27 protein-coding genes and 1 pseudogene are annotated in these 24,202 nt (G+C 36.6%); 11 read left to right on the top strand and 17 right to left on the bottom strand.

Features of this window, described 5'->3' with window-relative positions; all coding sequences use genetic code 11:
* Positions 1 to 133 precede the first annotated feature (133 nt).
* Both AAFX60_020620 and AAFX60_020615 read left to right on the top strand, forming a co-directional pair.
* On the top strand, positions 134 to 826 hold the full coding sequence (locus AAFX60_020620) for an iron-sulfur cluster assembly scaffold protein (GenBank protein ID XDF79526.1): 693 nt from the start codon (positions 134 to 136) through the stop codon (positions 824 to 826).
* A 14-nt stretch (positions 827 to 840) separates the two neighbouring features.
* Positions 841 to 1,791: a GGGtGRT protein gene (locus tag AAFX60_020615; protein ID XDF79525.1), complete on the top strand. Its 951-nt coding sequence runs from the start codon at positions 841 to 843 to the stop codon at positions 1,789 to 1,791.
* Here the strand turns inward: AAFX60_020615 and AAFX60_020610 are convergent, their stop codons facing one another.
* The 9 genes and pseudogenes from AAFX60_020610 to AAFX60_020570 all read right to left on the bottom strand — a co-directional run bounded on the left by AAFX60_020610 (position 1,792) and on the right by AAFX60_020570 (position 7,764).
* On the bottom strand, positions 1,792 to 3,456 hold the full coding sequence (locus AAFX60_020610) for a tape measure protein (protein ID XDF79524.1): 1,665 nt from the start codon (positions 3,454 to 3,456) through the stop codon (positions 1,792 to 1,794).
* Positions 3,457 to 3,511: 55 nt separating this feature from the next.
* A pseudogene (locus AAFX60_020605) lies at positions 3,512 to 4,338 on the bottom strand (Mu-like prophage major head subunit gpT family protein).
* 78 nt (positions 4,339 to 4,416) lie between these two features.
* Positions 4,417 to 5,247 (bottom strand): phage protease, encoded by an 831-nt coding sequence (locus tag AAFX60_020600; GenBank protein XDF79523.1) that lies wholly within the window; start codon positions 5,245 to 5,247, stop codon positions 4,417 to 4,419.
* A 53-nt stretch (positions 5,248 to 5,300) separates the two neighbouring features.
* Entirely contained in the window at positions 5,301 to 5,672 is a 372-nt protein-coding gene (locus AAFX60_020595) for a 6-phospho-beta-glucosidase (protein ID XDF79522.1), read from the bottom strand.
* Positions 5,673 to 5,683: 11 nt separating this feature from the next.
* Entirely contained in the window at positions 5,684 to 6,076 is a 393-nt protein-coding gene (locus tag AAFX60_020590) for a Mor transcription activator family protein (protein XDF79521.1), read from the bottom strand.
* A 10-nt stretch (positions 6,077 to 6,086) separates the two neighbouring features.
* A complete protein-coding gene (locus tag AAFX60_020585; GenBank protein XDF79520.1) occupies positions 6,087 to 6,683 on the bottom strand; it encodes a hypothetical protein in 597 nt (198 codons plus the stop codon).
* Between the two features lie 187 nt (positions 6,684 to 6,870).
* Positions 6,871 to 7,230: a hypothetical protein gene (locus AAFX60_020580; protein ID XDF79519.1), complete on the bottom strand. Its 360-nt coding sequence runs from the start codon at positions 7,228 to 7,230 to the stop codon at positions 6,871 to 6,873.
* Complete coding sequence (locus tag AAFX60_020575) at positions 7,220 to 7,360, bottom strand: hypothetical protein (protein XDF79518.1); 141 nt, start codon at positions 7,358 to 7,360, stop codon at positions 7,220 to 7,222. Before AAFX60_020575 ends, AAFX60_020580 begins: the two co-directional genes overlap by 11 nt.
* A gap of 11 nt (positions 7,361 to 7,371) precedes the next feature.
* A complete protein-coding gene (locus tag AAFX60_020570; GenBank protein XDF79517.1) occupies positions 7,372 to 7,764 on the bottom strand; it encodes a hypothetical protein in 393 nt (130 codons plus the stop codon).
* Between the two features lie 992 nt (positions 7,765 to 8,756).
* Here AAFX60_020570 and AAFX60_020565 point away from each other — a divergent pair.
* Complete coding sequence (locus AAFX60_020565) at positions 8,757 to 8,843, top strand: GGGtGRT protein (GenBank protein XDF80171.1); 87 nt, start codon at positions 8,757 to 8,759, stop codon at positions 8,841 to 8,843.
* Between the two features lie 93 nt (positions 8,844 to 8,936).
* Here the strand turns inward: AAFX60_020565 and AAFX60_020560 are convergent, their stop codons facing one another.
* Together AAFX60_020560 and AAFX60_020555 are read right to left on the bottom strand one after the other, a co-directional pair.
* Positions 8,937 to 9,554: a LysE family translocator gene (locus tag AAFX60_020560; GenBank protein XDF79516.1), complete on the bottom strand. Its 618-nt coding sequence runs from the start codon at positions 9,552 to 9,554 to the stop codon at positions 8,937 to 8,939.
* A gap of 106 nt (positions 9,555 to 9,660) precedes the next feature.
* Entirely contained in the window at positions 9,661 to 10,545 is an 885-nt protein-coding gene (locus tag AAFX60_020555) for a LysR family transcriptional regulator (protein ID XDF79515.1), read from the bottom strand.
* A gap of 138 nt (positions 10,546 to 10,683) precedes the next feature.
* Here AAFX60_020555 and AAFX60_020550 point away from each other — a divergent pair, with 138 nt between their 5' ends.
* On the top strand, positions 10,684 to 11,367 hold the full coding sequence (locus tag AAFX60_020550; GenBank protein ID XDF79514.1) for a cation transporter: 684 nt from the start codon (positions 10,684 to 10,686) through the stop codon (positions 11,365 to 11,367).
* On the opposite strand, the gene AAFX60_020545 is transcribed toward AAFX60_020550, so the two are convergent.
* Positions 11,364 to 11,807: an Lrp/AsnC family transcriptional regulator gene (locus AAFX60_020545; protein XDF79513.1), complete on the bottom strand. Its 444-nt coding sequence runs from the start codon at positions 11,805 to 11,807 to the stop codon at positions 11,364 to 11,366. The genes AAFX60_020550 and AAFX60_020545 overlap by 4 nt on opposite strands.
* Positions 11,808 to 11,915: 108 nt before the next feature.
* On the opposite strand from AAFX60_020545, the gene AAFX60_020540 reads away from it, so the two are divergent.
* Both AAFX60_020540 and AAFX60_020535 read left to right on the top strand, forming a co-directional pair.
* Positions 11,916 to 12,503 (top strand): LysE family translocator, encoded by a 588-nt coding sequence (locus AAFX60_020540; GenBank protein ID XDF79512.1) that lies wholly within the window; start codon positions 11,916 to 11,918, stop codon positions 12,501 to 12,503.
* 91 nt (positions 12,504 to 12,594) lie between these two features.
* Positions 12,595 to 13,434, top strand: coding sequence for a hypothetical protein (locus tag AAFX60_020535; GenBank protein XDF80170.1), 840 nt, complete (start codon positions 12,595 to 12,597; stop codon positions 13,432 to 13,434).
* A gap of 11 nt (positions 13,435 to 13,445) precedes the next feature.
* Here AAFX60_020535 and AAFX60_020530 read toward each other — a convergent pair whose 3' ends face one another.
* The gene (locus tag AAFX60_020530) at positions 13,446 to 14,348 is read right to left on the bottom strand and encodes a LysR family transcriptional regulator (protein ID XDF79511.1); all 903 of its coding nucleotides are present in this window, start codon (positions 14,346 to 14,348) and stop codon (positions 13,446 to 13,448) included.
* A 176-nt stretch (positions 14,349 to 14,524) separates the two neighbouring features.
* On the opposite strand from AAFX60_020530, the gene AAFX60_020525 reads away from it, so the two are divergent.
* Together AAFX60_020525 and AAFX60_020520 are read left to right on the top strand one after the other, a co-directional pair.
* Complete coding sequence (locus AAFX60_020525; GenBank protein ID XDF79510.1) at positions 14,525 to 15,046, top strand: NAD(P)H-dependent oxidoreductase; 522 nt, start codon at positions 14,525 to 14,527, stop codon at positions 15,044 to 15,046.
* 235 nt (positions 15,047 to 15,281) lie between these two features.
* Positions 15,282 to 16,886, top strand: a complete 1,605-nt coding sequence (locus AAFX60_020520; protein XDF79509.1) for a mechanosensitive ion channel family protein — start codon at positions 15,282 to 15,284, stop codon at positions 16,884 to 16,886.
* Positions 16,887 to 16,937: 51 nt separating this feature from the next.
* Here AAFX60_020520 and AAFX60_020515 read toward each other — a convergent pair whose 3' ends face one another.
* From AAFX60_020515 to AAFX60_020500, 4 genes are all read right to left on the bottom strand, one after another.
* Positions 16,938 to 17,153 carry a hypothetical protein gene (locus tag AAFX60_020515; protein ID XDF79508.1) on the bottom strand — a complete coding sequence of 72 codons (216 nt, stop codon included), beginning with the start codon at positions 17,151 to 17,153 and terminating at the stop codon, positions 16,938 to 16,940.
* Positions 17,154 to 17,306: 153 nt separating this feature from the next.
* On the bottom strand, positions 17,307 to 18,185 hold the full coding sequence (locus tag AAFX60_020510) for a halovibrin HvnA (protein ID XDF79507.1): 879 nt from the start codon (positions 18,183 to 18,185) through the stop codon (positions 17,307 to 17,309).
* A 169-nt stretch (positions 18,186 to 18,354) separates the two neighbouring features.
* Positions 18,355 to 19,824: an MDR family MFS transporter gene (locus AAFX60_020505; GenBank protein ID XDF79506.1), complete on the bottom strand. Its 1,470-nt coding sequence runs from the start codon at positions 19,822 to 19,824 to the stop codon at positions 18,355 to 18,357.
* Complete coding sequence (locus AAFX60_020500) at positions 19,821 to 20,831, bottom strand: HlyD family secretion protein (protein XDF79505.1); 1,011 nt, start codon at positions 20,829 to 20,831, stop codon at positions 19,821 to 19,823. The genes AAFX60_020505 and AAFX60_020500 overlap by 4 nt, the downstream gene beginning before the upstream one ends.
* 265 nt (positions 20,832 to 21,096) lie before the next feature.
* Between AAFX60_020500 and AAFX60_020495 the strand changes: the two genes are divergently transcribed.
* From AAFX60_020495 to AAFX60_020485, 3 genes are all read left to right on the top strand, one after another.
* Positions 21,097 to 21,900, top strand: coding sequence for a tyrosine-type recombinase/integrase (locus AAFX60_020495; GenBank protein XDF79504.1), 804 nt, complete (start codon positions 21,097 to 21,099; stop codon positions 21,898 to 21,900).
* Positions 21,901 to 22,339: 439 nt separating this feature from the next.
* On the top strand, positions 22,340 to 22,528 hold the full coding sequence (locus AAFX60_020490) for a hypothetical protein (protein ID XDF79503.1): 189 nt from the start codon (positions 22,340 to 22,342) through the stop codon (positions 22,526 to 22,528).
* A 231-nt stretch (positions 22,529 to 22,759) separates the two neighbouring features.
* Entirely contained in the window at positions 22,760 to 23,734 is a 975-nt protein-coding gene (locus tag AAFX60_020485) for an outer membrane beta-barrel protein (GenBank protein XDF79502.1), read from the top strand.
* Positions 23,735 to 24,202: the final 468 nt, after the last annotated feature.

Here is a 24,202-nt window from a genome sequence, read left to right as displayed (position 1 = left end):
TTGAACGGACGTTGTATGTCAATCCAAATAAGTATCTATATAGTTACTTATCTAGATTGAGATTGCTGTTCGCTCTTGGTCTGTAGGTCATATACCCTCCTACACCTGTTTTCCTTACCAACGGGAAAACATTATGCAATACGCATCTGAAATTCAAACCATGTGCCCTATTCAAAGAGGCGATCTTCACTCATCAGCACCAATTCCTGTTGAAGGAAGAATGATTAATCCAAAAGAAGTAATAGCGATTTCTGGATTAAGTCATGGCGTAGGTGCTTGTGCTCCTCAGCAAGGGGCTGCCAAATTAACTTTAAATGTGAAAGAAGGCATTATTGAAGAAGCACTGATCGAAACGATTGGCTGTTCTGGCATGACACATTCTGCAGCAATGGCTGCTGAGATCCTGACAGGAAAAACCATTTTAGAAGCAATGAATACGGACTTGGTATGTGATGCAATTAATGTTGCGATGCGTGAAATCTTTCTTCAATTTGCTTATGGTCGAACTCAATCTGCTTTCTCTGAAGGTGGTTTAGAGGTTGGAGCTGCATTAGAAGATTTAGGTAAAACCAAACGAAGCCAAGTTGGTACGAGTTATTCAACTAATGCAAAAGGTGTTCGTTATATGGAATTAGCCGAAGGATACGTAACTCGCCTAGGTCTTGATGAAGACAGTGAAGTGATTGGTTATGAGTATTTGAATCTTGGCAAAATGATGGCTGATATTGGAAAAGGTATTTCTGCTGATGAAGCGTTAAAAGGTGCTAAGGGTACTTATGGACGCTTTTCTGAAGCAGTAAAAACTGTCTATCCACGTCAAGAATAATTGAGGCCATCATTATGAATACAAATATCCAAACATTACTTGAAGAAATGAATTTCTCAACACTTGATCAAGCATATGATTATTGCCTTGAAGCTGGGATCGATCCTAAAAAATTGGTATTAGATACTCAGCCGATTGCCTTTGATAATGCGTGTGATGCTTATACTTTAGGCTCTGCTTTAGCACTATTTAGAAAAGCGGATAGTGCGGTAACGGCAGCAACAATGATAGGTGAGGGGCTACAAGCATTTTGTAAAAAAGGGAGCGTGGCAGAGCAGCGTCAAGTTGGGCTTGGTCATGGTGCATTAGCAGCTCGCTTATTATCGGAAGAAACTCAATGTTTTGCATTTTTAGCTGGTCATGAGTCTTTTGCTGCTGCTGAAGGAGCGATTAAAATTGCATTAAATGCAAATAAATCACGTCAAACACCATTAAGAGTGGTATTAAATGGCTTAGGTAAAGATGCCGCTTATCTTATCTCGCGTATTAATGGTTTTACTTATGTAAGAACAGAATTTAATTACCAAACCGGTGAATTGGTTGAAGTCAGTAGAAAGCGTTTTTCGCAAACAGAGCGTGGGGATATTTTATGTTATGGTGCGGATGATGTTCGTGAAGGCACCGCAATTATGCATGCTGCAAATGTTGATGTGAGTATTACGGGGAATTCAACGAACCCTACACGTTTTCAGCACCCTGTTGCTGGCATTTATAAACAAGAACGTTTATCTCAAGGAAAACCGTACTTCTCTGTGGCCTCTGGTGGTGGTACAGGACGAACTTTACACCCTGATAATGTGGCAGCTGGTCCTGCATCTTACGGTATGACAGATACCATGGGAAGAATGCATGCAGATGCACAATTTGCTGGAAGTTCATCTGTACCTGCACATGTTGCGATGATGGGTGTGCAGCCGCGCGCATTTTGCGCATCGTTTGCTAGAGTTTTGAACAGTGAAAAATGATTAATTACGGCCGTTATCATAATCAATATTTAAATGTGGTGATGAATTTACATTTGTAACGCGAACACGATCATCTGATACTTCAATTTTAAGGCTTGATTGTCCTTGATTAGGAATAGGAAAGTTATCCCACATTGACCCCATAGCACCACCTTGAGAGCGTGCATTTATTTCCATATTAACGGCTTTAAGTATTTCTTGCGTTGATGGTTGAGCTATTTGTTTTGGCTTTGATTGATTATCAAACACACTAGGAAATACATCGGATAATGTTGTATTTTTAGCTTTCTGGGCCCACTCAGTATCACCGAACAAGGCATCCATAACCTCACCAACAATTAAACCTTTACCTAGAACGTCAAGGGCTTTTACCGCTTTACTTGTTTTTGTTGATGCGCTTGTAGTTGATGCGCTACATATTGAACCACCTAATCCGCTTGCTGGCATGTTAACAACAAAAACAGGGGTTGCTCCGAGGTCTTGCATTCCGCCTTTACCGTCCGCTTTAGAGCCACGACCAAGAGCCCATTTCCCCGCAGAGATCGCACCTTGCATTAAAGGCGTTCCTACACGAATGGCTTTATTTAGAGCGTATACGGAAACAAGAATTTTAGCTAAATTCTCATACCCTCCTACAGCTTCGCTAATTGATGATGCACCTTTTCCTATCGCTCTAAGAACGGGTAAAAACTCTTTGCCAACCTCTTTTAACGTTGTAGCTGCGGATGCTGCCGCTTTAAAACCATCAACAAGATTTTGTCCTACAGTTTCAACAAGCTTATCGTATTCGCCTGTTTCTTTCATTTTATCGAGAGTATCTAGTAAATCTCCCAGCTCATCTTTAAGAACTTGGAAAGCTCCGCTATCCATAATATCTTTTTGGAAGAAATCCCAATGATCGCCCATATTAGATAACATACCACTCCATGAGTCCATTTGCGCTTTAGCTGACCCACTTGAAGCGCGTCCCATAACTGTAATAAGAGACGTTATCGCATCCTTTGTTAATTCGCCTTTAGAGGCCATATCTTGTAATTGAGCAGCGGTATAACCAAGACCATTATTATGTCCAAGCTCTTTACTTGCTTCAATTAAGTAATCCCAAACAGGAACGCCACGTTCTAAGAGCTGCAATGCTTCTTCACCTTGTAACTTTCCTTTTGTCCATGCTTGACCTAAAGCAAGAGCTATCCCTTCGACCGATTCCGCAGTACCTCCCATTTTTGCAGCTTGATCAACAATGGACTGCATTGAACCATCCATAGGATCTAACCCAAACGCTTTTAATTTAACAAAGGCTTCTGTCACTTCATTAACTGCAAAGGGCGTTGATTGGGTAAATTCTTCAATCCAATCCATTGCGGCAGCTCCTCCTTCTGGTGAGCCTTGCAAGTTATTAAGCATTATTTGATACTTTTCAAATTCTGCCGCTGTTTTTACAAACGTCTGATGAAAAGCAACGCCTATTGCCCCTGTTGCTATTAAACTTCGATTACCTAACGTATCAATACCTTTTGACGCTGCCGCTGTTGTTGTTTGTACCATTGACATTGCACGTTCATTATCTCGTGCAAATTTACTCATGGAAGCACCATAGCTTTTCGCTTTTTCTGAAAGATTCCCTTTTAAATTAAGAATAATTTCAGTTTCTAATTTATTAGCCATATATAACCACCAATAAAAAAGGCTAATATAATAATTAGCCTTTTTCGTTATTTAATTAAAGGTCTTGAGAGACTAGAATCTCAACCGCTTTATAATTTGTATTATCTTCTCCGTTTTCTAATTGCTTACGTAAAATAATACGTTCGGCAGCAGAACGAAGAGATACAGGGACAACTAATAGCGTAGGTTTAATTTTTAAAGATTTACCTTCGCTATTCTTTTGCTCCATCATTTTAGTTAATAAAGATTCAAAATTTGCTTCTGTTAATGCTTGTTTTGATGCAAACGCCAATTGCCAAAAGAAAATCCAGAATTACCGCGAGCGCGAGTACCAAATAAATAATCATCATTAATAAATACATGCGCATCATTATTATCAGTTAAAGACGCAAATTCTGGTTTAACGCGCTCTTGCCAAATAAGCGGTTTAATAGGGCGACTTGTATCTAATAAATACCATGCTGTTGATGGGTCAGTAGCAGGGACATCAATATTCGATAATGTTGGTTGTCCTGCAATCTCAGACGGATGGTCAGCATCAAAGAATGGTTGTCCATCATAACAAACTTCTGTAAAGCCATCTTTTAATAAACCAAATACATGATCATCTGGATATAGTTTTGCATCATGCCCCATTTGCTCGAAAATAATTCCATAACGTCCGTAGTCATTATCTTCGTAATCAACACGTGCAACCTTAACGGATGATTCAAAGGTTTTATTAACAATATTGTATTGATGCTTTTTAAGATCTTTTAATTGTCGAGCTCCAATCCATTCTTTTAAGTTTGGAAAGTCACCTAGCCAACCGTAACCCGTTGCGCCTGATGAAGATGGTAGAACGGTAGCTACTTTAAGGTAATCAGGATTTGCATGCTCCATACCTTGACCAAAACGAGCAGCAAAAGCAGAGCTTGATTGAATTACGATGTTATTAATATCAACTGGTGTAGGCATAATTTATTTCTCTTTATTAATTACGTTAATGAATTGCTCTTCTGTTACGCCGACACTGCGACATACTGCAAGTTGAGTATCATCAAGATTAGATTTTTTATTTATGGCTTTATTTGGAATGGACAAGCCATCATTTAAATAAGAAAAGCCAGTGTTAGCACTTGCGAACGCGGTAAATTGCTCTATACCTTGCGTGCGACAAGTGGCAATTAAGAAATCACGTTGAGAGGGCGCAAATACTGCTTTTTCAATAAAGCTATCAACAATCGTTTCCGCTTCTTTTGTTGATTTAGCTTCATCTTTATTATTCAGAGCAGCAAGTAATCCATTTTGGTCTGATACTGTTGTACCTAACGCTTTAGATACCGCAGACCAATCCGTTGCGTCTACTGCATTGGATTGACGGCTATTTAATGCTTGCATTACTAAATTAGGCTTATTAGTTAAACCGACACTTGAAAAACTCATTATTTCTCTTTGGTCGTTATAAGAGAACGCAGGAGATAAGAATCGATACTCACGAGCATTAATTGCTGTTTTAGCTCGTTCAGTCCAATCCACACGCGCCCATAACTCACCGTTACGAACTTCTAGCTCTTCAATCCACCCAGCCGCAGGAGCTTCTTCACCATTTGGAGCTTTTAGTTCTTGTCCATGTTCATAATCGACAACCATCGGCATTTTAAGCTTATTAAAAGCATGTACTAATGCTTCTGGTGACTTCGATTTCCAACTACGACCATCAAGCCCTTGAATATCAGGTCCACTAGGAAGAATTTGCACCCATTCAGGGGCGTTACCACTTAAATCTTTGCATATTGCTTTAAATAACATTTGATAGTACCTGTAACCATGTTTAAACCACGTTTAAATCGCGCTGTTAGCGTTTAAACATATATTGAACCTCTAGAGCTATTATGAAACTCGTCACAAGCCATAGAGGACGTTAGAATTACATTCCAATCTTGAGCCGACACTTTTAAATCACAGAGATCGTCAAAGCTAAGATTTACCGATTCATCACCAAGAGAAGAAATAGAAGCCGATGTGTATTCGTTTAGAGTCATTACACCTTTAACCGCTAGTGCGTGTTGCTCTGTTACTGCTTCAAATTTTTTCGATTGAAGTAATACTGCGTGTTGGCGTTCTACCAATTCATCAATAACCGTTTTTTGTTCATCACTTAAAGGGGTGATAGTAAAATCAGTGACTAATTCACCATGAACAACAACACCATCAATTAATTTATATGAGTACACGTTACGCCCTTTTATAATGATTTAAATTGCTCAACTTGCTTTCTAGCTTCGCGCTCTGCGTTCCTGTGCTTTTCAACAAGTCTATATATATGTTGGTGAGATGCTTTGTACTTTCTTGCTAATTCATAAGCATTTTCACCATTAAATTCTTTATAAATTAAAAATCCTGATACTGCGCTTTTTAATGAATGACCTGATGGAAAGTATACTTGTGCTCCGCCGAAGTAATCACATATACAACAAAATACAGATATAATCTCTGAATCTGAAAATTGATTTTTAAGTTCTTTTCTTAAAGCTGAGAATACTTCTCCTAATAATGTTTTATCATTTTCTAGTCTAGATAAAACTGCGTTATGCACATCTTTATTTTTTGATAATTCAATCCAACTGATATTACGCATAAATAACTCACTAATTAAGTTTTGGGGTTCTTTCTCTTATTTGTGAAACTGTATTATTACTTTTTAATATTCTATATATATGAACAACTGAATGACCGTATTTAAATGCAATTTCATTTGCTGTCATACTTTTGGCATCATCACAAATAAACAAGTATTTAATTCCACATAGAAAATCATCACCATTTAAAAAGTATTTTTGTTTTGATTCTTCACATACAATACTTGAAAGTTTATGAATCAAATTAAAATAATTAATTCCCTCACCTTTACGATTAAATAAATCAACTAAATGAATAATATCAATTACATTCGAGCATTTGATTTTTTCATTTTTAATATTATAGCCATATTTATATAAAATTTTTCTTATGCACGATTCACTACGTTCATATTTATTTGTTAAACAAGTCAAAGAGTGACCGTTTTTAAAGTCGTTAACAATAAACTCTTCTAATACATATACTCGGCAGTTTTCTATAGCATAAAATCTACGTCCATCTATTTTCAAATTACTTATGTAATCGTAATTTACTTTTCCATCAAAGAAAAAGTTTATTAGATGTAATAAAATTTCAGATTTATTATTTAATGTGTTGTTTCCCATAAGCCAACCAAGTCGTTAACGATGAGTTAATAGTAATACATTAATTGATGTTACTGTATTAACCTTGATTGATGAATGTAGGGGGGCTAGAAATGAAAAGGAGATAAAAAAAAGCCCCCAATAAAGGAGGCTTTCAATATAATCAGCACTAATGTCTGAAGCTCATGATTAACATACAGAAGAAAAGTTAATTATTCAAGTCTTTACGAGTTTTCATTAAAATAAGTTTAAACCACATTCTATATAATGACGAACGACTAATAGATTCAGATTTACCAAACTTTTCATCACAAAGCTCTAGAACTCGTGTTTGTGTTAGAGTGTTTAGAGGTAGACTTAATATAAATGGCAATAAGTGAGGTTTAGTTCTTAATGTATGAGTAGACCTAATATATAGGCTCTCCATATCCTCATTATGAAACCCAAATTCTGTTAATAACTCATTGTAAACCTCAAGAGCTTGCCTTTGCGTTAAATCGCATAATATTTTACGGATTTTATTCTTAGCAACATCTTTATGGGTTAAGTTTGTTAGTTTATTTGTCATGATTATCTAAAAACCTCTCATTATTCTTATACCAGTTTTTTAGGATATAAAGAGCCTTTCTAGCTCCAAGTTTACCAACAATGGCAGATAGTTCTTTGCTTTCTTTTGAGGTTAAGCGATCTTTATTCATCTTAACCTCTCTTAGTGGATGTTTGATTTAAGGATCGCCAATAACTCTAACGGAGATACTTTATCCATTAAAGAACTAAGTTCTTTTTCTTCATCAATAGATAGGCTTTGAGTTATATTTTGATTCTTGCGATCGTTAGAGCAATTATTATGAATTCGCTTCATTGAATTTTCTAAAGCAGAGGCGCGTAGGCCAAGTTCGCTAACAACAGTCCAATCAGATTTCATCAAACCATTATCCCACTTATGATATAAATTCATAAATGAAACTAGTTTAGTTTGGATACAACCTAGCTCAGAACGCAGGTTAGACTTTAGTTCAGCAGACGGAACGTAAGACGATGTTAGATTATGGTTGGTGTCAGAGATGATAGTAGAATGTTTAACTGGAAGATTATTAGCCATGATTAAGATCCTTTGTATGATTTTTAAATCACCACTACAAGGTTCGAATCTCATGGTGGCGAACTGAATAAGGTTCGAACTACCGCTACAAAGGAAACGGCCTAACCGAAGTTAGCCTCACCCAGTCCACCATAATATGAAGACTAGATCACACAAACAAAAAAACACGCAAATAGGCGTGTGTTTGTGCGCCGATGTAATATAGCAGGGTTCGAATCCTGACGCTAGATTTTGCTAACGTTCAATAAATATATACAAGGAATATGAAAGCGTCAAGAACTTTTTAAGCTAGTGTATTGAGCAAAAAATAAGATTTAAAATCAAAAAAACTCTTTCTTTCAAAATCAGAGTAGGCACACCATTTAATCCTGCTTATTACTTTAAAATCAACAACTTAACTTAAAAGAAAGCTCGTTTCTTTAAAGGAAGGAGCTCTTTCTTTTAAGGTGTTTTGATTGAAAGGAAATTATGAGGTGAAAATAAATTTATTTTTTTGTTAGCATCCATTGATTTTGATTTGAAAAGATAAATTGTAGATACTCATTATTTTTACGTAACTAACTGATAAATATCAAAATAATCGAGTAATATCATTTGAATTCTTTTTAAAATCATATTGATTTAAAAAAAACACAACTAATTGTTTTAATTAAATTTATTGTTCCGTTGTTTTGCCCTTAAAGAATATGTGATAAAACCCCTATTTATAAGGGTTTTCTATATTTTTAAATGCTGTTTAAACATTTTTACTTTAAAACTATCACTGCTCAAATAACTAGCCTTAAATAAGCCATTTTTATATTATTGCTCAAATTACCTAGCTTTTGTTTTTTCTTCATTTATGTCTTTTTGCTATACATTGTATCAATCAAAAAAAACCGCAATCCCTTATTACATAAGGGTTAAGCAGTAAAGCGATCCCATTTATTCCGCATAAAGTGCACCAGATCCCTATACCTTGTTTAATTGTTCATAATAATAGAGTCTATACAATGGGTTTTATTGGAATGGGGAATAACCCAATGGTTGGAGCATCAGTAGCACTGGCGGTAGAGATTGATCAACGTTTAAATCGTTAATCTCTTTTGAAGAAAATAAGTAAATGCTGATGGAGTGATAAAAAAGGGCTGAAGATACAATATCTTCAGCCCTTTTTTGATTTTAGACTAATATTAGTTAGTCATTGCTAACTTAGCGCCAAAGCCTACTAATAAAGAGCTTAGGCCGTATTTCAAGATGTTTGAAAAGGCTTTGCTCTCGGCAATGACGGTTCGAAATTTGGCTGCAAAAATGGCAACGCAAGTAAACCATAATAAAGCGATAACGGCGGTTGTAATACCAAGCATTCCGATCATTAAAGGTGATGATGTCTCTGGAGTTAAAAACTGAGGAATAAAAGCAACAAAGGTCAAACATACTTTAGGATTGAGGGCATTGGTTAGAATGCCTTGACGAAACACTTTCATATCTGATGTGCGATTAGTGGTTTCTACTTGGCCAAAACCGCCTTTTGCTGTGAACATTTTAAATCCGATATAACACAGGTAAGCGGCACCTATGTATTTAATTACCATAAATGCGGTTGCTGAAGATAGCAGTAGTGCACTTAAGCCAACAACAGCTAAAAAGGTATGAAAAAGAACACCAGTGGCAATACCCACAGCGGCATAAACCCCTGTTTTGGCACCACCGCCTAAGGCTCTTGAAAGAACGTAAAAGAAATCAGCGCCAGGCATCGCACAAAAGGCGAACATTCCTGCGATAAAAAGAAGATAAGTTTCAATGCTCATAAATAATTCCATGTACTGCTGCATTTGGTATTAAGGGCTATGATTAAACCCCTTTTCAGATGTGAATCATGAATAATTTACTGCTTATTTTGAATGAAAGAAATCATTATTCTGAGACTTCTAATAAATAGTCTTCAACTTGTTCTGATAACCAATCAATAATCACACCACGGGGCATGGTAGTCTTGGTCATTTCAGCGAAAGATTGCCAGTTCATTGCACGATTATGTTTAAGGACCTTTAAAGTACCATCACGTAAATGTTCATTAATTAATAACGCAGGAACGGATGACCATCCTGTTTTATCCAAGACTGCATCACGCAGGTGCTCATAGAAAGTAAGGGCAATGTATTTACTGGATTTAGGTTCGAATACCATTAATTCATCATCATCAATGTAGTTCACAATGATCTCAGTATGGCTTTCTAAATCCGTAGGGCTTACTTTTCTGAGCTGACTTAGTGGATGTTCTTTATGCGCTACTGACATCATGCGAATTTGCCCTAACTCGTTCTGTTGAACATGCAGAAGCTGGCTATTTATCGGTAATATCCCATAAGCCACATCAACGACGTTTTGCTCTACCATTTCTTCAAGTTCTGGTGATGGTGCGACGTAAATTGAAATACTGGTATTTGGGAATTTACGGCTCATGCGAGTCAAAATATCACGCCAAATTGGTTCTGGTAGTGAATCGTCTCGAACAACACGAATGGTTGAGGCAATCCCTTCGTTATATTGTAAGCACTTACTCACTATGTCATTACTAATGACCATCATGCGCTGGCAATCATTAACAATGGATTCCCCAATCTCTGTTGGAGTAATACGATTGCCAGTACGAACTAAAAGCGTAACGCCAAGTTCATCTTCAAGAGTGCTTAATGCCGCACTGACCGTAGTTCGGCTTTTTTGAAGTTTGCGGGCGGCCTCTGCAATAGAACCCAATTCGACGGTATATAAGAGCATTTCAATTTGGCTAGTTTTCATGATTTTTCTCGATAAATTATGTTATCAAAATCTTAGCGACGAATTACTTGGCGCTGACTGATTATCCTATCACCATTTTTCTCTATATGATGCTTTGTATACATAAAAAAGACGAAAAATAAGTCGATGGAGGAAAATATGTCGTATTCAATTAAAAAAGAAAGGCAATTATTACTGGTTTCAATGTTTTCAGCGTTACTGTTTGCAATGCTAGGTATTGTATTAGGTATGTTGATTCATTCATTAGTTATTATTTTTGATGGTGTTTATTCACTAGTGAGTTTAGGTTTAACGTTAATTTCGTTAGTGGCTGTGCTGTATATTCGAAAGGAAGACGTTTCGAAGAATATTAAGCGTGTTAAGGTAATTGAGTCTTCAGTAATCTTGCTTAAAGGGATCGCAATTACCTTAATGTGTGTACTTTCATTTGTGGCTGCTGTTCAAGCAATTATGGAAGGTGGCCGAGAAGTGAATACTGGTATCGCATTAGCGTTTGGTGTTTTCAGCATGATAGGTTGTTACACCAGTTATTGGGTAATGAAAACCCAAGGTCGTGAAGTCAACTCGGCGCTTGTTGATGCGGAAGCAAAACAGTGGTTAATGGATACCGTAATTAGTGCTGCTGTATTTGTTGGCTTTATGATTGCTAAAGTATTGTTACTAACATCATATGCGCACTATGCACAACTTGCTGACCCAATCATGGTTGTTATGGCCTCTGTCTACTTTATTATTGTGCCAGTTAAAATGATCATTAGTTCATCAAAACAACTGCACCAATTAAATCGAGATGGTGTATTAGCAAAGTATTCACACGCCTAAGTTCGTTCATCTTTAGGCGTGTCCATCACCACTAAGGTGCCAATTGAGTTGACCTGAGAGATCTCTCCAAGTACGTTTGAATGAAACTGCTTATAGGAAGATAGACTCTCAGTTTCAACTCGCAATAAATACTCATTTGACCCCGTAATATTGTGGCATTCAGTCACTTCTTTCGATTCCATTATTTGTTCTTCGAAATCCTTTTGTGATTTCTTACTGTGATCAGATAGCCCGATAGTTACATAAGCCACAAAACCTATCCCACATTTACTTGGGTTCAATATTGCTCGGTAGCCTTGAATTGTCCCATTACGCTCTAATTCTTGTACTCGCCTAAGTGTTGCCGAAGGTGATAATCCAATACGTTCAGATAACTCCACATTGGTTAATCGGCCATTTAATTTCAGTTCTTGCAATATTCTTTCGTCAAATCTATCCATAGTGACAATTCCTTGTGAAATAGTTTTATTTTAAACAAATATAGACAGAAAATTTACTCAGTCTCGCATTAAGATACAAGCAGAATTTAATTTAATAAGATTATCACTATGGAATATCCTCATTTACTTGCGTTAATTACTTTTGCTTTCGTTGGTGCATTCACGCCGGGTCCGAATAATATTATGCTCATGGCATCAGGAGCTAATGTTGGCTTTGTTCGTACCATTCCACATATGCTTGGAGTGATATTTGGTTTTGCATTTATGTTAGTGCTTGTTGGTTTTGGTTTAATTCAGATTTTTCATACCTATCCACAACTAGAAAAGGGCTTACAAGTTGTAAGTGCTATTTATTTACTGTATTTGGCGTATAAAATTGCACAAAGTGAACCGGTAGACAGCCGTGTTGGTGATTATAAGCCAATGTCATTTTTAGCTGCGGCAAGTTTCCAATGGGTGAACCCGAAAGGATGGTCGATGGCTTTATCTGTGATGAGCATTTATGCAACCAGTTCAGATATGTTCAGTGTATTGTTAATTGCGTTTGTGTTTATTTGTATTAATGTCCCAACAGTGAGTTTTTGGACAGTTGCGGGCAAAGAACTACAAAAGAGATTGAAAACACCTAAGCATTTAAAACTTTTTAATTACAGCATGGCTGGTTTACTTGTAGGCTCTATGGTGATGGGATTTTAATCGGTTTTCTTTGTTAATTGGGTGTTGCTGCCTTGGATGTGTTATCTTTATGTATATCACCTCTAAATACACGATTAATAAGGGTATCCCTATGTATCGACACTTCTTTTTGCTCCTCATTACTCTTTTTACTTCATTGTCATTACAGGCAGAAGAAGTGACGTATTCTGAACAAGAGTATTTAGACCGTCCGTTAATGGAGCGTTATATTCTCGATGAATTGAAGTCATTAAGAACTGAACAACAAGACTTAGAACGTAGAATGACGATACAAATTACCGATCGCGAGTTAGCGGTTGCAGATAAATCATTAAATTATTCCAATACAACAGTAACTTACTTTTTCTATGTTATTGCAGCGGTTGCTTCTTTGATTGCATTGATTGGTTGGCAATCATTGAGAGAGATGAAGCAAAACACCAAAGAAATGGCAGATAAACAACTTAATAAAATAGCGGAAGACTATGAGAAGAAGTTTGTTGCATTAGAGCGTGACCTAAAGCGTAAAACGCGCATTATTACCGAGAATAACCGTGAAATTGAAATCATTAATGAAGTGCACAACTTATGGCTCCGTGCTCAAAGTGTGCAAACCCCTGAGCAGAAAATGGATATTTATGATGAGATTTTAAAGGTAAGACCGGGTGATTTAGAAGCGTTAACCTATAAAGCGGATGCGGCAATGGAGATGCGTGAATTCCATTGGGCTTTGAATTTATGTAATCGTGTTTTAGAAGTAGATGATCAAAATGCACACGCATTATTCCAACGTGCTTGTGCATATGCGCAATTAGGGGCAGAAGTGCAAGCCATTGATGACTTGCAGCGTTCTATTGAGGCGAGTACGTCTATGCGTGAACTTGTATTAGAAGAGCCTGATTTTGACCCTTTAAGAGGCTTAGAGCGCTTTGAGACACTATTAGAAGAGTAATATCTATCAATTCAATCCCCAAGGTGTTCAGATATGAAGTCCATAAAGCATCGCACCTTGGCCGACATATGTTTGCGGCTTGGATACACCATAAAAATATCAATGGCCAATTGAGGATAGTCCGCAAACAATTCAACTAATTTACCCGTTTCTAATTCATCGGTTAAATGAAAATGAGGGATACGCGTTATCCCTTGTCCGGCTAAACATAACGATAGCTCCATAAATGAATTATTGGTGATTACTTGGCTTTTTAATTGAATTGCCAGTGATTGGCCATTTTTATCGGTAAAATCCCAAACAGCTCCTTGCTTAACGTAGGCATAGCCTATGGTTTTATGTAAAGGCAGTTCATTAGGGTGCAGTGGTGCACCGTGCTTTTTTAAATAATCCGGAGAGGCGATGGTAACCGCTTTTGAACGTAAGAACCGGCGACTGATCAAGCTAGAATCTTCAAGTTGATGTGATGCTCGAATTGCCATATCAAATCCTTCAGCAACGATATCTATTTTCCTATCATTCAAGTCTAACTCCAGTGTAATGTCTGGATATAAGTCAGTAAATTTTCCCAGTATTGGACGTAAGCGAGAAAGTGCAAATCCGACAGGACAGCTGACTTTTAATCGTCCTTTGGGTTTTTCTTGTTGTCCTGTAATGGCATTTTCTGCCATTTGAGCATCTTCAATTAGTTGTTGGCATTGCTGAAAATAAAGTTCGCCTTCAGGAGTCAATCGTAACGTTCGAGTGGTGCGATGAAGTAGACGAACACCTAAGCGCTCTTCTAATTTTCCAATTTCTTTGCTGATGTAAGAGGTTGAGTGCCCACTATTAAGTGCGGCCTGAGTAAAGCTACCACTGGTCACTACTTCTGAGAAAATGACCATGCCATCAAACAATGCTGAATTAAATGCCATATTGCGTATCTTTAAGTTTATTAAGAGTCATATGGAAACAATCATTACACATTTAGGCTATTAATCAATATTTGTGAATGAATTATAGTTATTCCATCGCAAACAAGAACAATAGATTTGAAAAGAGCAGAGCATTAACTACTCTTTTTACTTAAATAGAATATGAAGGTATCCCGATGAAAATTTTAGCATTAGCAGCAAGCAGCAGTTCAACATCAATTAACAAACAACTAGCAACGTATGCAGCAGGTTTGGTTGCCGGTGCTGAAGTTGAAGTGTTAGATATTAATGATTACGAAATGCCTATCTTTAGTGAAGATAAAGAAAAAGAAATCGGTCAACCAGAGCAAGCTAAGCGCTTCTTCCAAAAAATTGGTGAAGCGGATGCGATTGTCATTTCTTATGCTGAACATAATGGTTCTTATGCTACAGCGTTTAAGAATGTGTTTGACTGGACTTCCCGTATTGATATGAAAGTGTACCAAGGTAAACCTGTTGTTATGTTAGCAACATCTCCAGGCCCTGGTGGTGCTGCAACAGTATTAGCAGCAGCTACAGGCTCTGCGCCTTATTTTGCTGCAGATGTTAAAGGTTCACTATCTGTTCCAAGTTTTTACGATAACTTTGATATGGAAAAAGGTGAGCTGCGTAATGAAGCATTGATTGCTGAGTTAAAAACAATCATGTCAGTATTATAAGTTTTCATGAAAATAGAGGCGCATCCATTTAATGGGTGCGCCTTTTTTATACAAGAAAACCGCAGATTGAAAACAAAATAACTAATTTATAAATTCAAATTGATACTTTAAATCTCACAAAATCCCAACAATTGAACAAGCTTTCATCATTCGTCACTGTTATTTGTAATTGTTATAGATGAGAATAGAGCGGTATCAATTATTATATGGTCATGATTTATATAGGACGTTTTTTATGATTAAAAAGTATTTTGCCGCATTGTTGTTAATGATGAGTATGATGGCTCCTGCCTATGCTCAATCTATTGATAGCATGGTTACGGTTCAACAAGAGTTAAAAGAAAGATTAGTTCAGTTATCAACGGCTGATCCTGCTGATAAATTGTTTTTTGAAGATGTATTACGTCGTAAAAATGACAAGATTCGAGCTGATATTGAACTACAACTACAAGATAATCCAAGTGCTAAAGGACTGGATGGGGTTGTTCGTTCAGAGATGACGCTTATGGGGAACCTATTGAAGTTAAGTCATCAAGATCTCGTTGAATTAACTAAAGCGGTTCGTAAAGCGAAGGGTGATGAGAAAGACGATTTAGAATTTGCGGCGCAAAAACGCCTTGGCATTATGGATGTGTATTATGAAGAAGCATTTGACACATTGTCATGGGGTGAAACTCTAAATATTGATTTCACAAAAGAAAAAACCGCGATTTTAAAAGAGCTAACAAATCGTGCTGATTTGTTATCTAATATCATTCATTACCTTGAGTCACAAAAGTCAGATATTGCTAAGCGTATGCAATATGCATCTACCGAGAAGAAAGAACTTCTTACGCAGAATGCGACTAACTTGACTGAGCGTATTTCATTAATGATTGCGAGTTTAGAAGTAACGACTGCATTAATGGAACAAAATAATATTGATATTACAGAATATAAGCAGCTGATCTTCTCTGTGACAGGTGATATTAATAGCGATGTATTGGATATCAGCGTTGCATATGGTCTAACTGAAGAATGGGTTACTCGATTTAAAGATTGGGCGGTAGAAAATGCACCATCTATCATTGTTAAGTTAATCATTTTTGCAGTTATTCTTTGGATTACTAATTTCCTTTCTCGTCTTGCGAAGCGTGCAATTAAGAGAAGTGTTTCTCACTCAAAAATGAAATTCAGCAAGTTAATGCAAGAGTTCTTTGTGTCTATGGGCTCAAAGTTTGTCATGATGATTGGTATCTTAATTGCTTTATCTCAAATCGGCATTAATTTAGGTCCACTATTAACTGGTTTTGGTGTTGCTGGTGTTGTTATTGGTTTTGCATTAAAAGACACGTTATCTAACTTTGCATCTGGCATGATGATCCTGATTTATCGTCCATTTGATGTGGGTGATTTGGTTGATATCGGTGGTATTGTGGGTAAGGTTAATCGCATGAACCTGGTATCAACAACGATTAAAACCGTTGATAACCAAAACTTAATTTTCCCTAATAATAAGATTTGGGGTGACGTAATTAAGAACGTAACTATCGAAACTGAGCGTCGTGTAGACATGGTGTTTGGTATTGGTTATCAAGACGATATTGAAAAAGCAAAAGCTATCTTTACTGATATTTTAGAAAGTCACCCAGCAGTATTAAAAACGCCAGAACCTATGGTTAAATTGCATACGCTAAATGAATCATCTGTGGACTTTATTGTACGCCCTTGGGTTAAGACTGATGATTACTGGGATGTGTACTGGGAAGTAACTGAAACCGTTAAAAAACGTTTGGATGCGGAAGGTGTGAGCATTCCATTCCCACAACGTGACCTGCATATTTATAAACACGAAGCATAAAATGCAGAAACAAAAAAGAGTGATCAAACGGTCACTCTTTTTTTATGGATTCTAATCTAGATTATCTTCTGATTTGGTTTCTATCTGAGTCGGTTTTTTAAACTTTTTAATTATTAATGAAATGGCAAAACAGACCGCACCAACAATAAGAGCTGAACGAAGAATTGTAAAACCATCATGTTCTAGCTGTTGAATATGAGGACCGACAGAAGCAAATAAACGCAAGCTGAAAAAGGCGAGTAAAATAAATGGGACGATTTTTTTCATGCGTGGCTCCGGCTAAATATTCATGAACTATTGATAAAAACATCATATCGGAAACAAAACAGAATTTAATGGTCTTTGTGAGTAATGTAAGATTACTGTTTTGACAAAAAAGACCACGAACAAATCGTCGTGGCCTGAACTTAATAATGACGATTAGATTGCTTGTTCTTTACGTGAAAACTTAAACTTAGCTTCTTCAGATGATTTATTAGGAAGCGTTAGTTTAATCACTGGAATAGCGATTCCTGTCGTTTTATAGTAATCCGATTGGTAGTCTTGTGCTTCTTCTAAGCCAACAGATTTTGAACCTTCAAGATAGAAAAACGCTTGGATTGGAAGTTCATCACCAATATCGTCCTGCCACAATGAAGCACGAACTTCATTTTGAATGTGCATAGATTCGTCGGAGATCAGTTTCATTGCAGCTAAGCCTTGCGCAAAGTTATATGAAGTACTGCTAGAGCCGTCTCTTACGTCAAACGAACATTGATGCTCAGATTTAGAACCTGATGTAGATTGATAATGTTTTTTCCACTCATATGCTGTATGTATGCCTTGTGATTCACATGAACCACTCTCACTTGGGTAATTTTCATGAGCGCCACAACCTGCAAATTCACGCCCATCAGTTGAGCCATCAACAGGGAAGAAACAGTTATATTCTAAATCAATTTTATCACTTGGTGAGCCAAAGATTTGATATACGATGTAACCACTGTCAAAACGATAAGCCAATTCAGAGTATTTAGAATCGTGGCGTAGGTAAGAGAATGATACACCATCCGATTTTTTTTCAGCCTTTGTTGGGTTCCATACATGGTCTTTAGTTGGTTGTGAACCATGTAGCATAATACCAGTACAAAGGAATGATGGGCTTCCATCTCCTCCACAACTTGAGTCAGATTGGTTGTAATCTTTTGTTAGTGCTTGAACTAAGCCATCTCCTTGCTCTTGACTAATAATGCTTCCTGCGAAAGCAATATTACTTGCCAGTAGTGTCGTTACAAAAAGTAATTTTTTTGTATGTTTCATAACATGTTTCCTTATTTTAATTAGTTAATTTCATGTTGATGTTTCTAGCCAATCAACGGAGAAGATACTAACAACTAATTTATTATTGGATTGTCATTCACATGCGCATTTTATATTTTTTAAGAAAATTAAAGATTGATTTTTGTTTATTATTAAATTAAGCCAAGCCTTATTTTTTTACTTTGATTAATAAGAGTAATGGAATAAGGAAAATGACACTCATACCAATCCATTGGTACATATGCGTAAATACCACAATCTGACTTTGTTCATAAATCATATTTTCATAGCGTAGAATTGACTCTGGATCAATAATCGACAAATCGTTTAATTGTAACCACTTTTGCAAATCAGGATTATAAGGAGAAAAACCTTCCGTTAATCCGTGCCATTGCTGCTGCGAATCTCGATATTGCAGTGTAGTGACTATTGAGATACCTGAGGCACTACCTAAGATCCTGAAAAGGTTATAAATACTAGCACCTGCAATGGAATGCTGTGTAGGCAAGGTCAAATAGGCAACAACGGATAATGTGGAAAAGGCTAACCCAAGCCCTAATCCTTGTATCATGCCAGGAAATACGATCCAAAATGTATCTATATTGAGTGAGTACTTAGTCATTAAGTAATTTCCAAGTCCAAGGCACAGCAAACCAAAAAGTATTTTCAAACGAGGATCAAACTGCGGATTAAATTTAATGACTAAAACAAGTACGAATGCTGAAACAAGTCCTCTTGGTGTCATAAGTAGCCCTGTATCTAATACCGGATAATTAAGAACTTCTTCTAATAAAATAGATAATTGAACACCTAGCCCTGAGGTGCACATTGATATTAATCCTCCGATAATTGATGAGGCTAATAAATTCCTATCTTTTAAAACCCATAGTGGAGCAATAGAACCTTTGGTTTTTAAACTTCTGTATATCCACATTATTCCGCCAATAATAGTAAAGGCGAGTAAAATTTGAATTAATCCTGAATCGAGCCAATCTTTCTCATTGCCTCTATCAAGAATAAATTGCAATGAGCTGATGAATATTGCCATATAGCTAACAAGCCACCAGTCAAACTTGGATTTAGAGCGATTGTTAAGGTGAATGTGTTTATAAATAAGGTAAATACTAATTAAGCCAACAGGAAGGTTGATGTAAAAAATCCATCGCCAGTTGATGTTATCAGTAATAATCCCTCCGATAATAGGTCCGAATATTGGGCCAAGAAGAATACCAATAGAAAAAATGGCCATCCCACGTCCTCTTTGTCCAGCTGGATAAAGTTGAGCAATGGTCGATTGGGCTAAAGGCAACATTGAAGCCCCAAACATTCCTTGAAAAATTCGGTAAATAACTAGCTCGGCTAAGGTTTGTGCGGTACCACAAAGCATACTTGCGATAGTAAAACCTGTGATAGCAACTAACATTACTTTTCGTTCACCAAACCGAGCGACCCAAAAGCTTGTTATTGGGATAAAGATGGCTTCGGCCATGCTATAACTGGTTAATATCCAAGGGATCTTGTCAACGGTTGTACCAAGAGAACCCATGATGTGAGGTAAGGAAACATTTGCAACTGTGATGTCAATTTGTACCATCAAGACAGCAAGCATGACGGCGATCGTTGCACCATTTTTGCTCATGTTCTTGAATCATCTGACAAATTGATTGTGACCTCTGCACTTGCACCAATGCGAAGTTGAGGAGAATCTTTTGGAATATCTAAGATTAGCTTCACAGGATATCGTTGTTTGATTTTTACCCAGTTTCCAGTTGCGTTTTCTGGTGGCATGAGAGAAAACGAAGTACCACTGGCGGGAGAAAGTTCGCTTACTTTGGCTTGCCAAGTGATATCTGGGTACATGTCGATAACGACTTCTGCTGTTTGCCCCATTCTAATGTTGGTTAATGAGGTTTCTTTAAAGTTAGCTCTAACCCAGTAAGTGTTTTTAACCACTAAAGGAAACAGCATTTGACTGTTTTTAACAACAGAACCAACAAAAACATTTATTTCTCCAAGTAAACCGTCGGTTGGAGCTGTAATATCGGTGTAACTTAGGTCTAGTTCAGCTTGAGCAAGCTCTGCAGAGGCTTGTTGTACTATGGCGGCATCAACGCCATTATCGTCCCCTCTGTTTGCTATTGCAGCTTCTACGTTGGCTCTTGCTTCCTCTAGTTTTGCCTGTGCAATGGCTAATTTGTTTTTGATTATGTCTAGCTCTTGTTGCGAGCTTAATTTGCGACTAACTAAGGCTTGAGTTCTTTTGAATTCAATTTGTGTTTCTTTAAGGTTAGAAGTCACACCATTTAAGTTGGCAATAGCTTGTGTAACTTTGCTGTCTGCGACTTGATGTTGTTGCACAGCGAGTTGATATGCAGACTCTGCTCTTTTTACTGCTAGCAGATACGGTTGAGGATCTATCTTAAGTAGCAGATCGCCTTTATTCACCTTTTGGTAGTCATTCACCTCAACTGAGATAATTCGTCCTTTTATTTGAGGCGCAATGGATACTATTTTGGCGCGGACGTAAGCATTCTCGGTACTCGGGTGATTATTAGAATATTGCCAGGCAAAGTAGATCAAATATCCAATTAAACTTGAAATAAAGAATAAGGTGAAGGTAATACTGAAATGTCTGCTTTTTTTCATGAGTTTTTATAAGACGCTATAGAATATAAACAATACTACCTAGTGCTTTTTGAATGACAATGTAGCGAAATTTAAAACTGCTTTATTTCAGGCAAAACCTTAATTTAACCTAAGTTGATATCGAAAATTATAGTTAATCTTTTTAAGATTACTCAATGATATAGAACTATACTGATATTATTGTTATTAACTTCTTGGGTATGTTAGCTTATAAAATTATCAGTTAATATAACCAACTTACAGCCATAAATAGAGGAGCAAAGTAATGGCTTATGTAGAACCAATAAAAAACAAAGAGCATTTAAAGTATGCGGCAAAATATTTACAGAAGAATCATGATCCTGCATTTTCATTAATTTGGAATATTGGACTTGAAACAGGGTTACGGATCAGCGATATATTAAGATTAAAATATTCTGATATTGATTTTAGAAGCGGTCATTGTGAAGTTATTGAAAGTAAAGGTACATTAGCACGTAAAGCAAGAGCCAAACATCGGGTACTTAAACAAGTTAAAGAGGAACTTATTCTTCATTACCAACATAACGTTAAAAAATTGACGGCAACGTACATAACCCCATTTTATCAAATTGAAAAACTGCTTCCTAAAGAGTGGATATTAATGGTGAATGAAAGGGTTTCTGCAGCTAAAAAAGCGACACCACCCGTAACTCGCTCCTTCTTATTCAGTAAAAAAATGGTTTTTATGCTTAAGCAAAGGAAGGAGAAGTTTAGACACATTAACAGCGATTCTGTTTTTAGTCGTAAAACATTACTGAGTAATAGAGCTAAAGGGGTGGATGGTTTATTAACTCGTCAGGCTTGCTGGACTGTGTTTTCTAAGCTCACTCAGGTGTTAGAGAAAATAGGGAGTACAGCTAAAGTAGGGTGTCATACATTAAGGAAGAGTTTTGCGAGGCATTTATATTTCGCAACAGGTAAGGACATTAGTCTTGTCATGACCACCATAGGGCATAAATCAGAAAGTGTCAGCTTAAGGTATATAGGAGTATCAGACGATGATATTAAATTGGCTCAAAAGACACTTATTACCTATTTATCGAGCTAAGTTTTATTTCTGTGACTCAATGCCAAAATAATGGCGCTTTTTATTGGGTTGGTAAATGTATTTATTGTTATTGATTGGTGATGTTTGTTGTAAATGGTGTATTTTTTCATCTATTTAACCAAATAGGTAGACGGTAAACTAGTGTCGAACCCACTTTAAAATCAATAGCTTATAAATATCAATTTACGTTTTGTTACAACATGCGTTCATTTTAATCCATTTTCATATTACCTTCAAACATCGTTACTAAAACAAGTCTTATTATTTAACTTACATTCTACCTACTTTGTAAAATAGAATTAAATATTAATTTAAATAAGAAGAAACTCTAAAAAGAAATATCTTTTTTGGAGGGGAGATATTCATATAAATAAAAATGAAATCTCTTATATATAAAAAATATTAATATTAAAAATGTTGACTAGGTAACCCGTGGCTGATGAAAATGAATCCTGTAGAGAGAAGAACAATTAAACGCTTAGAGCGTTGTTATGAGAGATATGAAAGTATTTCTTTAGACTTAATATTATCCAGTTATTTTGAATATCGTATAAAAAACAGTGACGATAAATTCGTAAGTAAGAAGAGCTTTGATATTAAAGAGCCTAAAGAAAAAAATCATCAATAAGTGAAGAAAGAATGAAGAGTATATTGAAATCATTAGAGATGGCAAATAAGTGTCGATTTCAATCATCTGCTCAATCTGAGTCTTATATAAATACATAAATAGAATGTAAATTAAAATGAAGCTTGTCTTTGTTTTAAATTTGGCTAGTTATAAAGGTAAAGTAAAGTGATAAAACATAAAATTTATAACGATAATTACATAATAAAAATAAAAGCCTTACTATTGGCAATAATGTTAATTATCTCTAATGGAACTGTAGCTTCTGAATCAAAAGAAGAACAATCTCATGTGTATTTAGGTGGGCAGGTTGGCGTTAGTCACTTTTTAGGTGCGTGCTCATCAAATGCAATCGAGTGTAAAAATTATGTCACTGGTGGTGGTCTTTATGGTGGTTATCAGTTTAATTCTTGGTTTGCCTTAGAAGGTAGCTGGCATGATTACGGAAGCCCTAAGACTTTTTATGGGGTTGGTGATGGTTATTATTCAAATGCGACAGGTGTTGATTTATCGGTGAAGTTATCACTACCGGTTACCGATAATCTTGATCTTTATGCGAAAGGTGGTGCCGCTTATAACTATTTATCCGTTTCGGGCAACGATAATGTGCATCTAGGCATGTTTGAATCCGATTCTAGCATAGATGATATTTGGGAAATTGGTGCTGAATATGCGCTTGCTCCAAACTGGAGCTTGCGATTTGGAACCTCAATTATTGACGGTATAGGTAATGCTAAAACTGGTAAAAGTGACCTCTACTTCACCTCTCTTGGTTTGACTTATAAATTTAAAGCAAAACCAGAGCCAGAACCTAAGCCTGAAACGATTGTAAAACTGGTCCCTGAAGCAACCTATTATCCAGAGCAAGTTACGCTTCATTTTGAATTTGGGGAAAGCCGTTTTGTTGTTGAAAGTAAGCAATGGCACTCATGGAATGAACTGGCGTTAAGCGTTAAGCAGGGACAAGGGAAAGTAAGCATCACAGGTTACACCGACGCAAAAGGAACGGATTCAGCAAATGATATCGAATCTTTACGAAGAGCAACTTACGCTGCAGATATGCTGATTAAAGCTGGTGTGGATGAAGAAAGAATTCTCATTAATTCTAAAGGCTCAGCAGACCCGCTTGTAAATGAAGACCTCATGCGAAATGAATCGGCTCTGAATCGTCGAGTAGTTATTCAGTTTAATCGTAGGGTTGGGTCTTAATATGAATAAATCTATTATTGTATTAACTACTTTGGTCTCTTTAGTTAGCTGTAAGAATGGGGATACGGATCTTATGCCTAGTCGGCCTACGGATCCAACATCAAACCATGCCCCTCAAGTTCTTGATGAACAGATCATTGGTAATATTGCAGATAAACAGTTAGAGCTGACAGGAACGTATTACGATGAAGAAGGAGACGAGCCTGATGTTGAACAGTTTACTTTTCGTTGGTTAAAAGATGGTGTCGAGATTCCTGATGCTGATGATTATATCTTGCCTGTTTCGGATGCAAGCGCGTTGTTAGGTGTAACGGTATCTGGATGTGTTACTCCATCAGCAAAAACTGGTGAATTAGTTGGTGACGAATATTGTACAGATTTAAGTATTGGGCTTTCATCAGATATTTCAGCTGAAGTTACGATAGATTCGTCAGTTTTTCCTTTACCTGGAAATACCATAAGTGCTTC

Origin of the sequence: Aliivibrio fischeri (genome assembly GCA_038993745.2) — a bacterium.
GTDB lineage: Bacteria > Pseudomonadota > Gammaproteobacteria > Enterobacterales > Vibrionaceae > Aliivibrio > Aliivibrio fischeri_B.
Note: the sequence above shows the minus strand (reverse complement) of the source record. Positions and strands in the feature narration are given on the sequence as shown.

Excerpts from the sequence above, each read along its gene's own strand:
- AAFX60_020620 (XDF79526.1), top strand. The coding sequence starts at position 134 with ATGCAATACGCATCTGAAATTCAAACCATGTGCCCTATTCAAAGAGGC.
- AAFX60_020615 (XDF79525.1), top strand. The coding sequence starts at position 841 with ATGAATACAAATATCCAAACATTACTTGAAGAAATGAATTTCTCAACA.
- AAFX60_020610 (XDF79524.1), bottom strand. The coding sequence starts at position 3,456 with ATGGCTAATAAATTAGAAACTGAAATTATTCTTAATTTAAAAGGGAAT.
- AAFX60_020600 (XDF79523.1), bottom strand. The coding sequence starts at position 5,247 with ATGTTATTTAAAGCAATATGCAAAGATTTAAGTGGTAACGCCCCTGAA.
- AAFX60_020590 (XDF79521.1), bottom strand. The coding sequence starts at position 6,076 with ATGCGTAATATCAGTTGGATTGAATTATCAAAAAATAAAGATGTGCAT.
- AAFX60_020585 (XDF79520.1), bottom strand. The coding sequence starts at position 6,683 with ATGGGAAACAACACATTAAATAATAAATCTGAAATTTTATTACATCTA.
- AAFX60_020580 (XDF79519.1), bottom strand. The coding sequence starts at position 7,230 with ATGACAAATAAACTAACAAACTTAACCCATAAAGATGTTGCTAAGAAT.
- AAFX60_020575 (XDF79518.1), bottom strand. The coding sequence starts at position 7,360 with ATGAATAAAGATCGCTTAACCTCAAAAGAAAGCAAAGAACTATCTGCC.
- AAFX60_020570 (XDF79517.1), bottom strand. The coding sequence starts at position 7,764 with ATGGCTAATAATCTTCCAGTTAAACATTCTACTATCATCTCTGACACC.
- AAFX60_020565 (XDF80171.1), top strand. The coding sequence starts at position 8,757 with ATGGGTTTTATTGGAATGGGGAATAACCCAATGGTTGGAGCATCAGTA.
- AAFX60_020560 (XDF79516.1), bottom strand. The coding sequence starts at position 9,554 with ATGAGCATTGAAACTTATCTTCTTTTTATCGCAGGAATGTTCGCCTTT.
- AAFX60_020555 (XDF79515.1), bottom strand. The coding sequence starts at position 10,545 with ATGAAAACTAGCCAAATTGAAATGCTCTTATATACCGTCGAATTGGGT.
- AAFX60_020550 (XDF79514.1), top strand. The coding sequence starts at position 10,684 with ATGTCGTATTCAATTAAAAAAGAAAGGCAATTATTACTGGTTTCAATG.
- AAFX60_020545 (XDF79513.1), bottom strand. The coding sequence starts at position 11,807 with ATGGATAGATTTGACGAAAGAATATTGCAAGAACTGAAATTAAATGGC.
- AAFX60_020540 (XDF79512.1), top strand. The coding sequence starts at position 11,916 with ATGGAATATCCTCATTTACTTGCGTTAATTACTTTTGCTTTCGTTGGT.
- AAFX60_020535 (XDF80170.1), top strand. The coding sequence starts at position 12,595 with ATGTATCGACACTTCTTTTTGCTCCTCATTACTCTTTTTACTTCATTG.
- AAFX60_020530 (XDF79511.1), bottom strand. The coding sequence starts at position 14,348 with ATGGCATTTAATTCAGCATTGTTTGATGGCATGGTCATTTTCTCAGAA.
- AAFX60_020525 (XDF79510.1), top strand. The coding sequence starts at position 14,525 with ATGAAAATTTTAGCATTAGCAGCAAGCAGCAGTTCAACATCAATTAAC.
- AAFX60_020520 (XDF79509.1), top strand. The coding sequence starts at position 15,282 with ATGATTAAAAAGTATTTTGCCGCATTGTTGTTAATGATGAGTATGATG.
- AAFX60_020515 (XDF79508.1), bottom strand. The coding sequence starts at position 17,153 with ATGAAAAAAATCGTCCCATTTATTTTACTCGCCTTTTTCAGCTTGCGT.
- AAFX60_020510 (XDF79507.1), bottom strand. The coding sequence starts at position 18,185 with ATGAAACATACAAAAAAATTACTTTTTGTAACGACACTACTGGCAAGT.
- AAFX60_020505 (XDF79506.1), bottom strand. The coding sequence starts at position 19,824 with ATGAGCAAAAATGGTGCAACGATCGCCGTCATGCTTGCTGTCTTGATG.
- AAFX60_020500 (XDF79505.1), bottom strand. The coding sequence starts at position 20,831 with ATGAAAAAAAGCAGACATTTCAGTATTACCTTCACCTTATTCTTTATT.
- AAFX60_020495 (XDF79504.1), top strand. The coding sequence starts at position 21,097 with ATGGCTTATGTAGAACCAATAAAAAACAAAGAGCATTTAAAGTATGCG.
- AAFX60_020490 (XDF79503.1), top strand. The coding sequence starts at position 22,340 with ATGAAAATGAATCCTGTAGAGAGAAGAACAATTAAACGCTTAGAGCGT.
- AAFX60_020485 (XDF79502.1), top strand. The coding sequence starts at position 22,760 with ATGTTAATTATCTCTAATGGAACTGTAGCTTCTGAATCAAAAGAAGAA.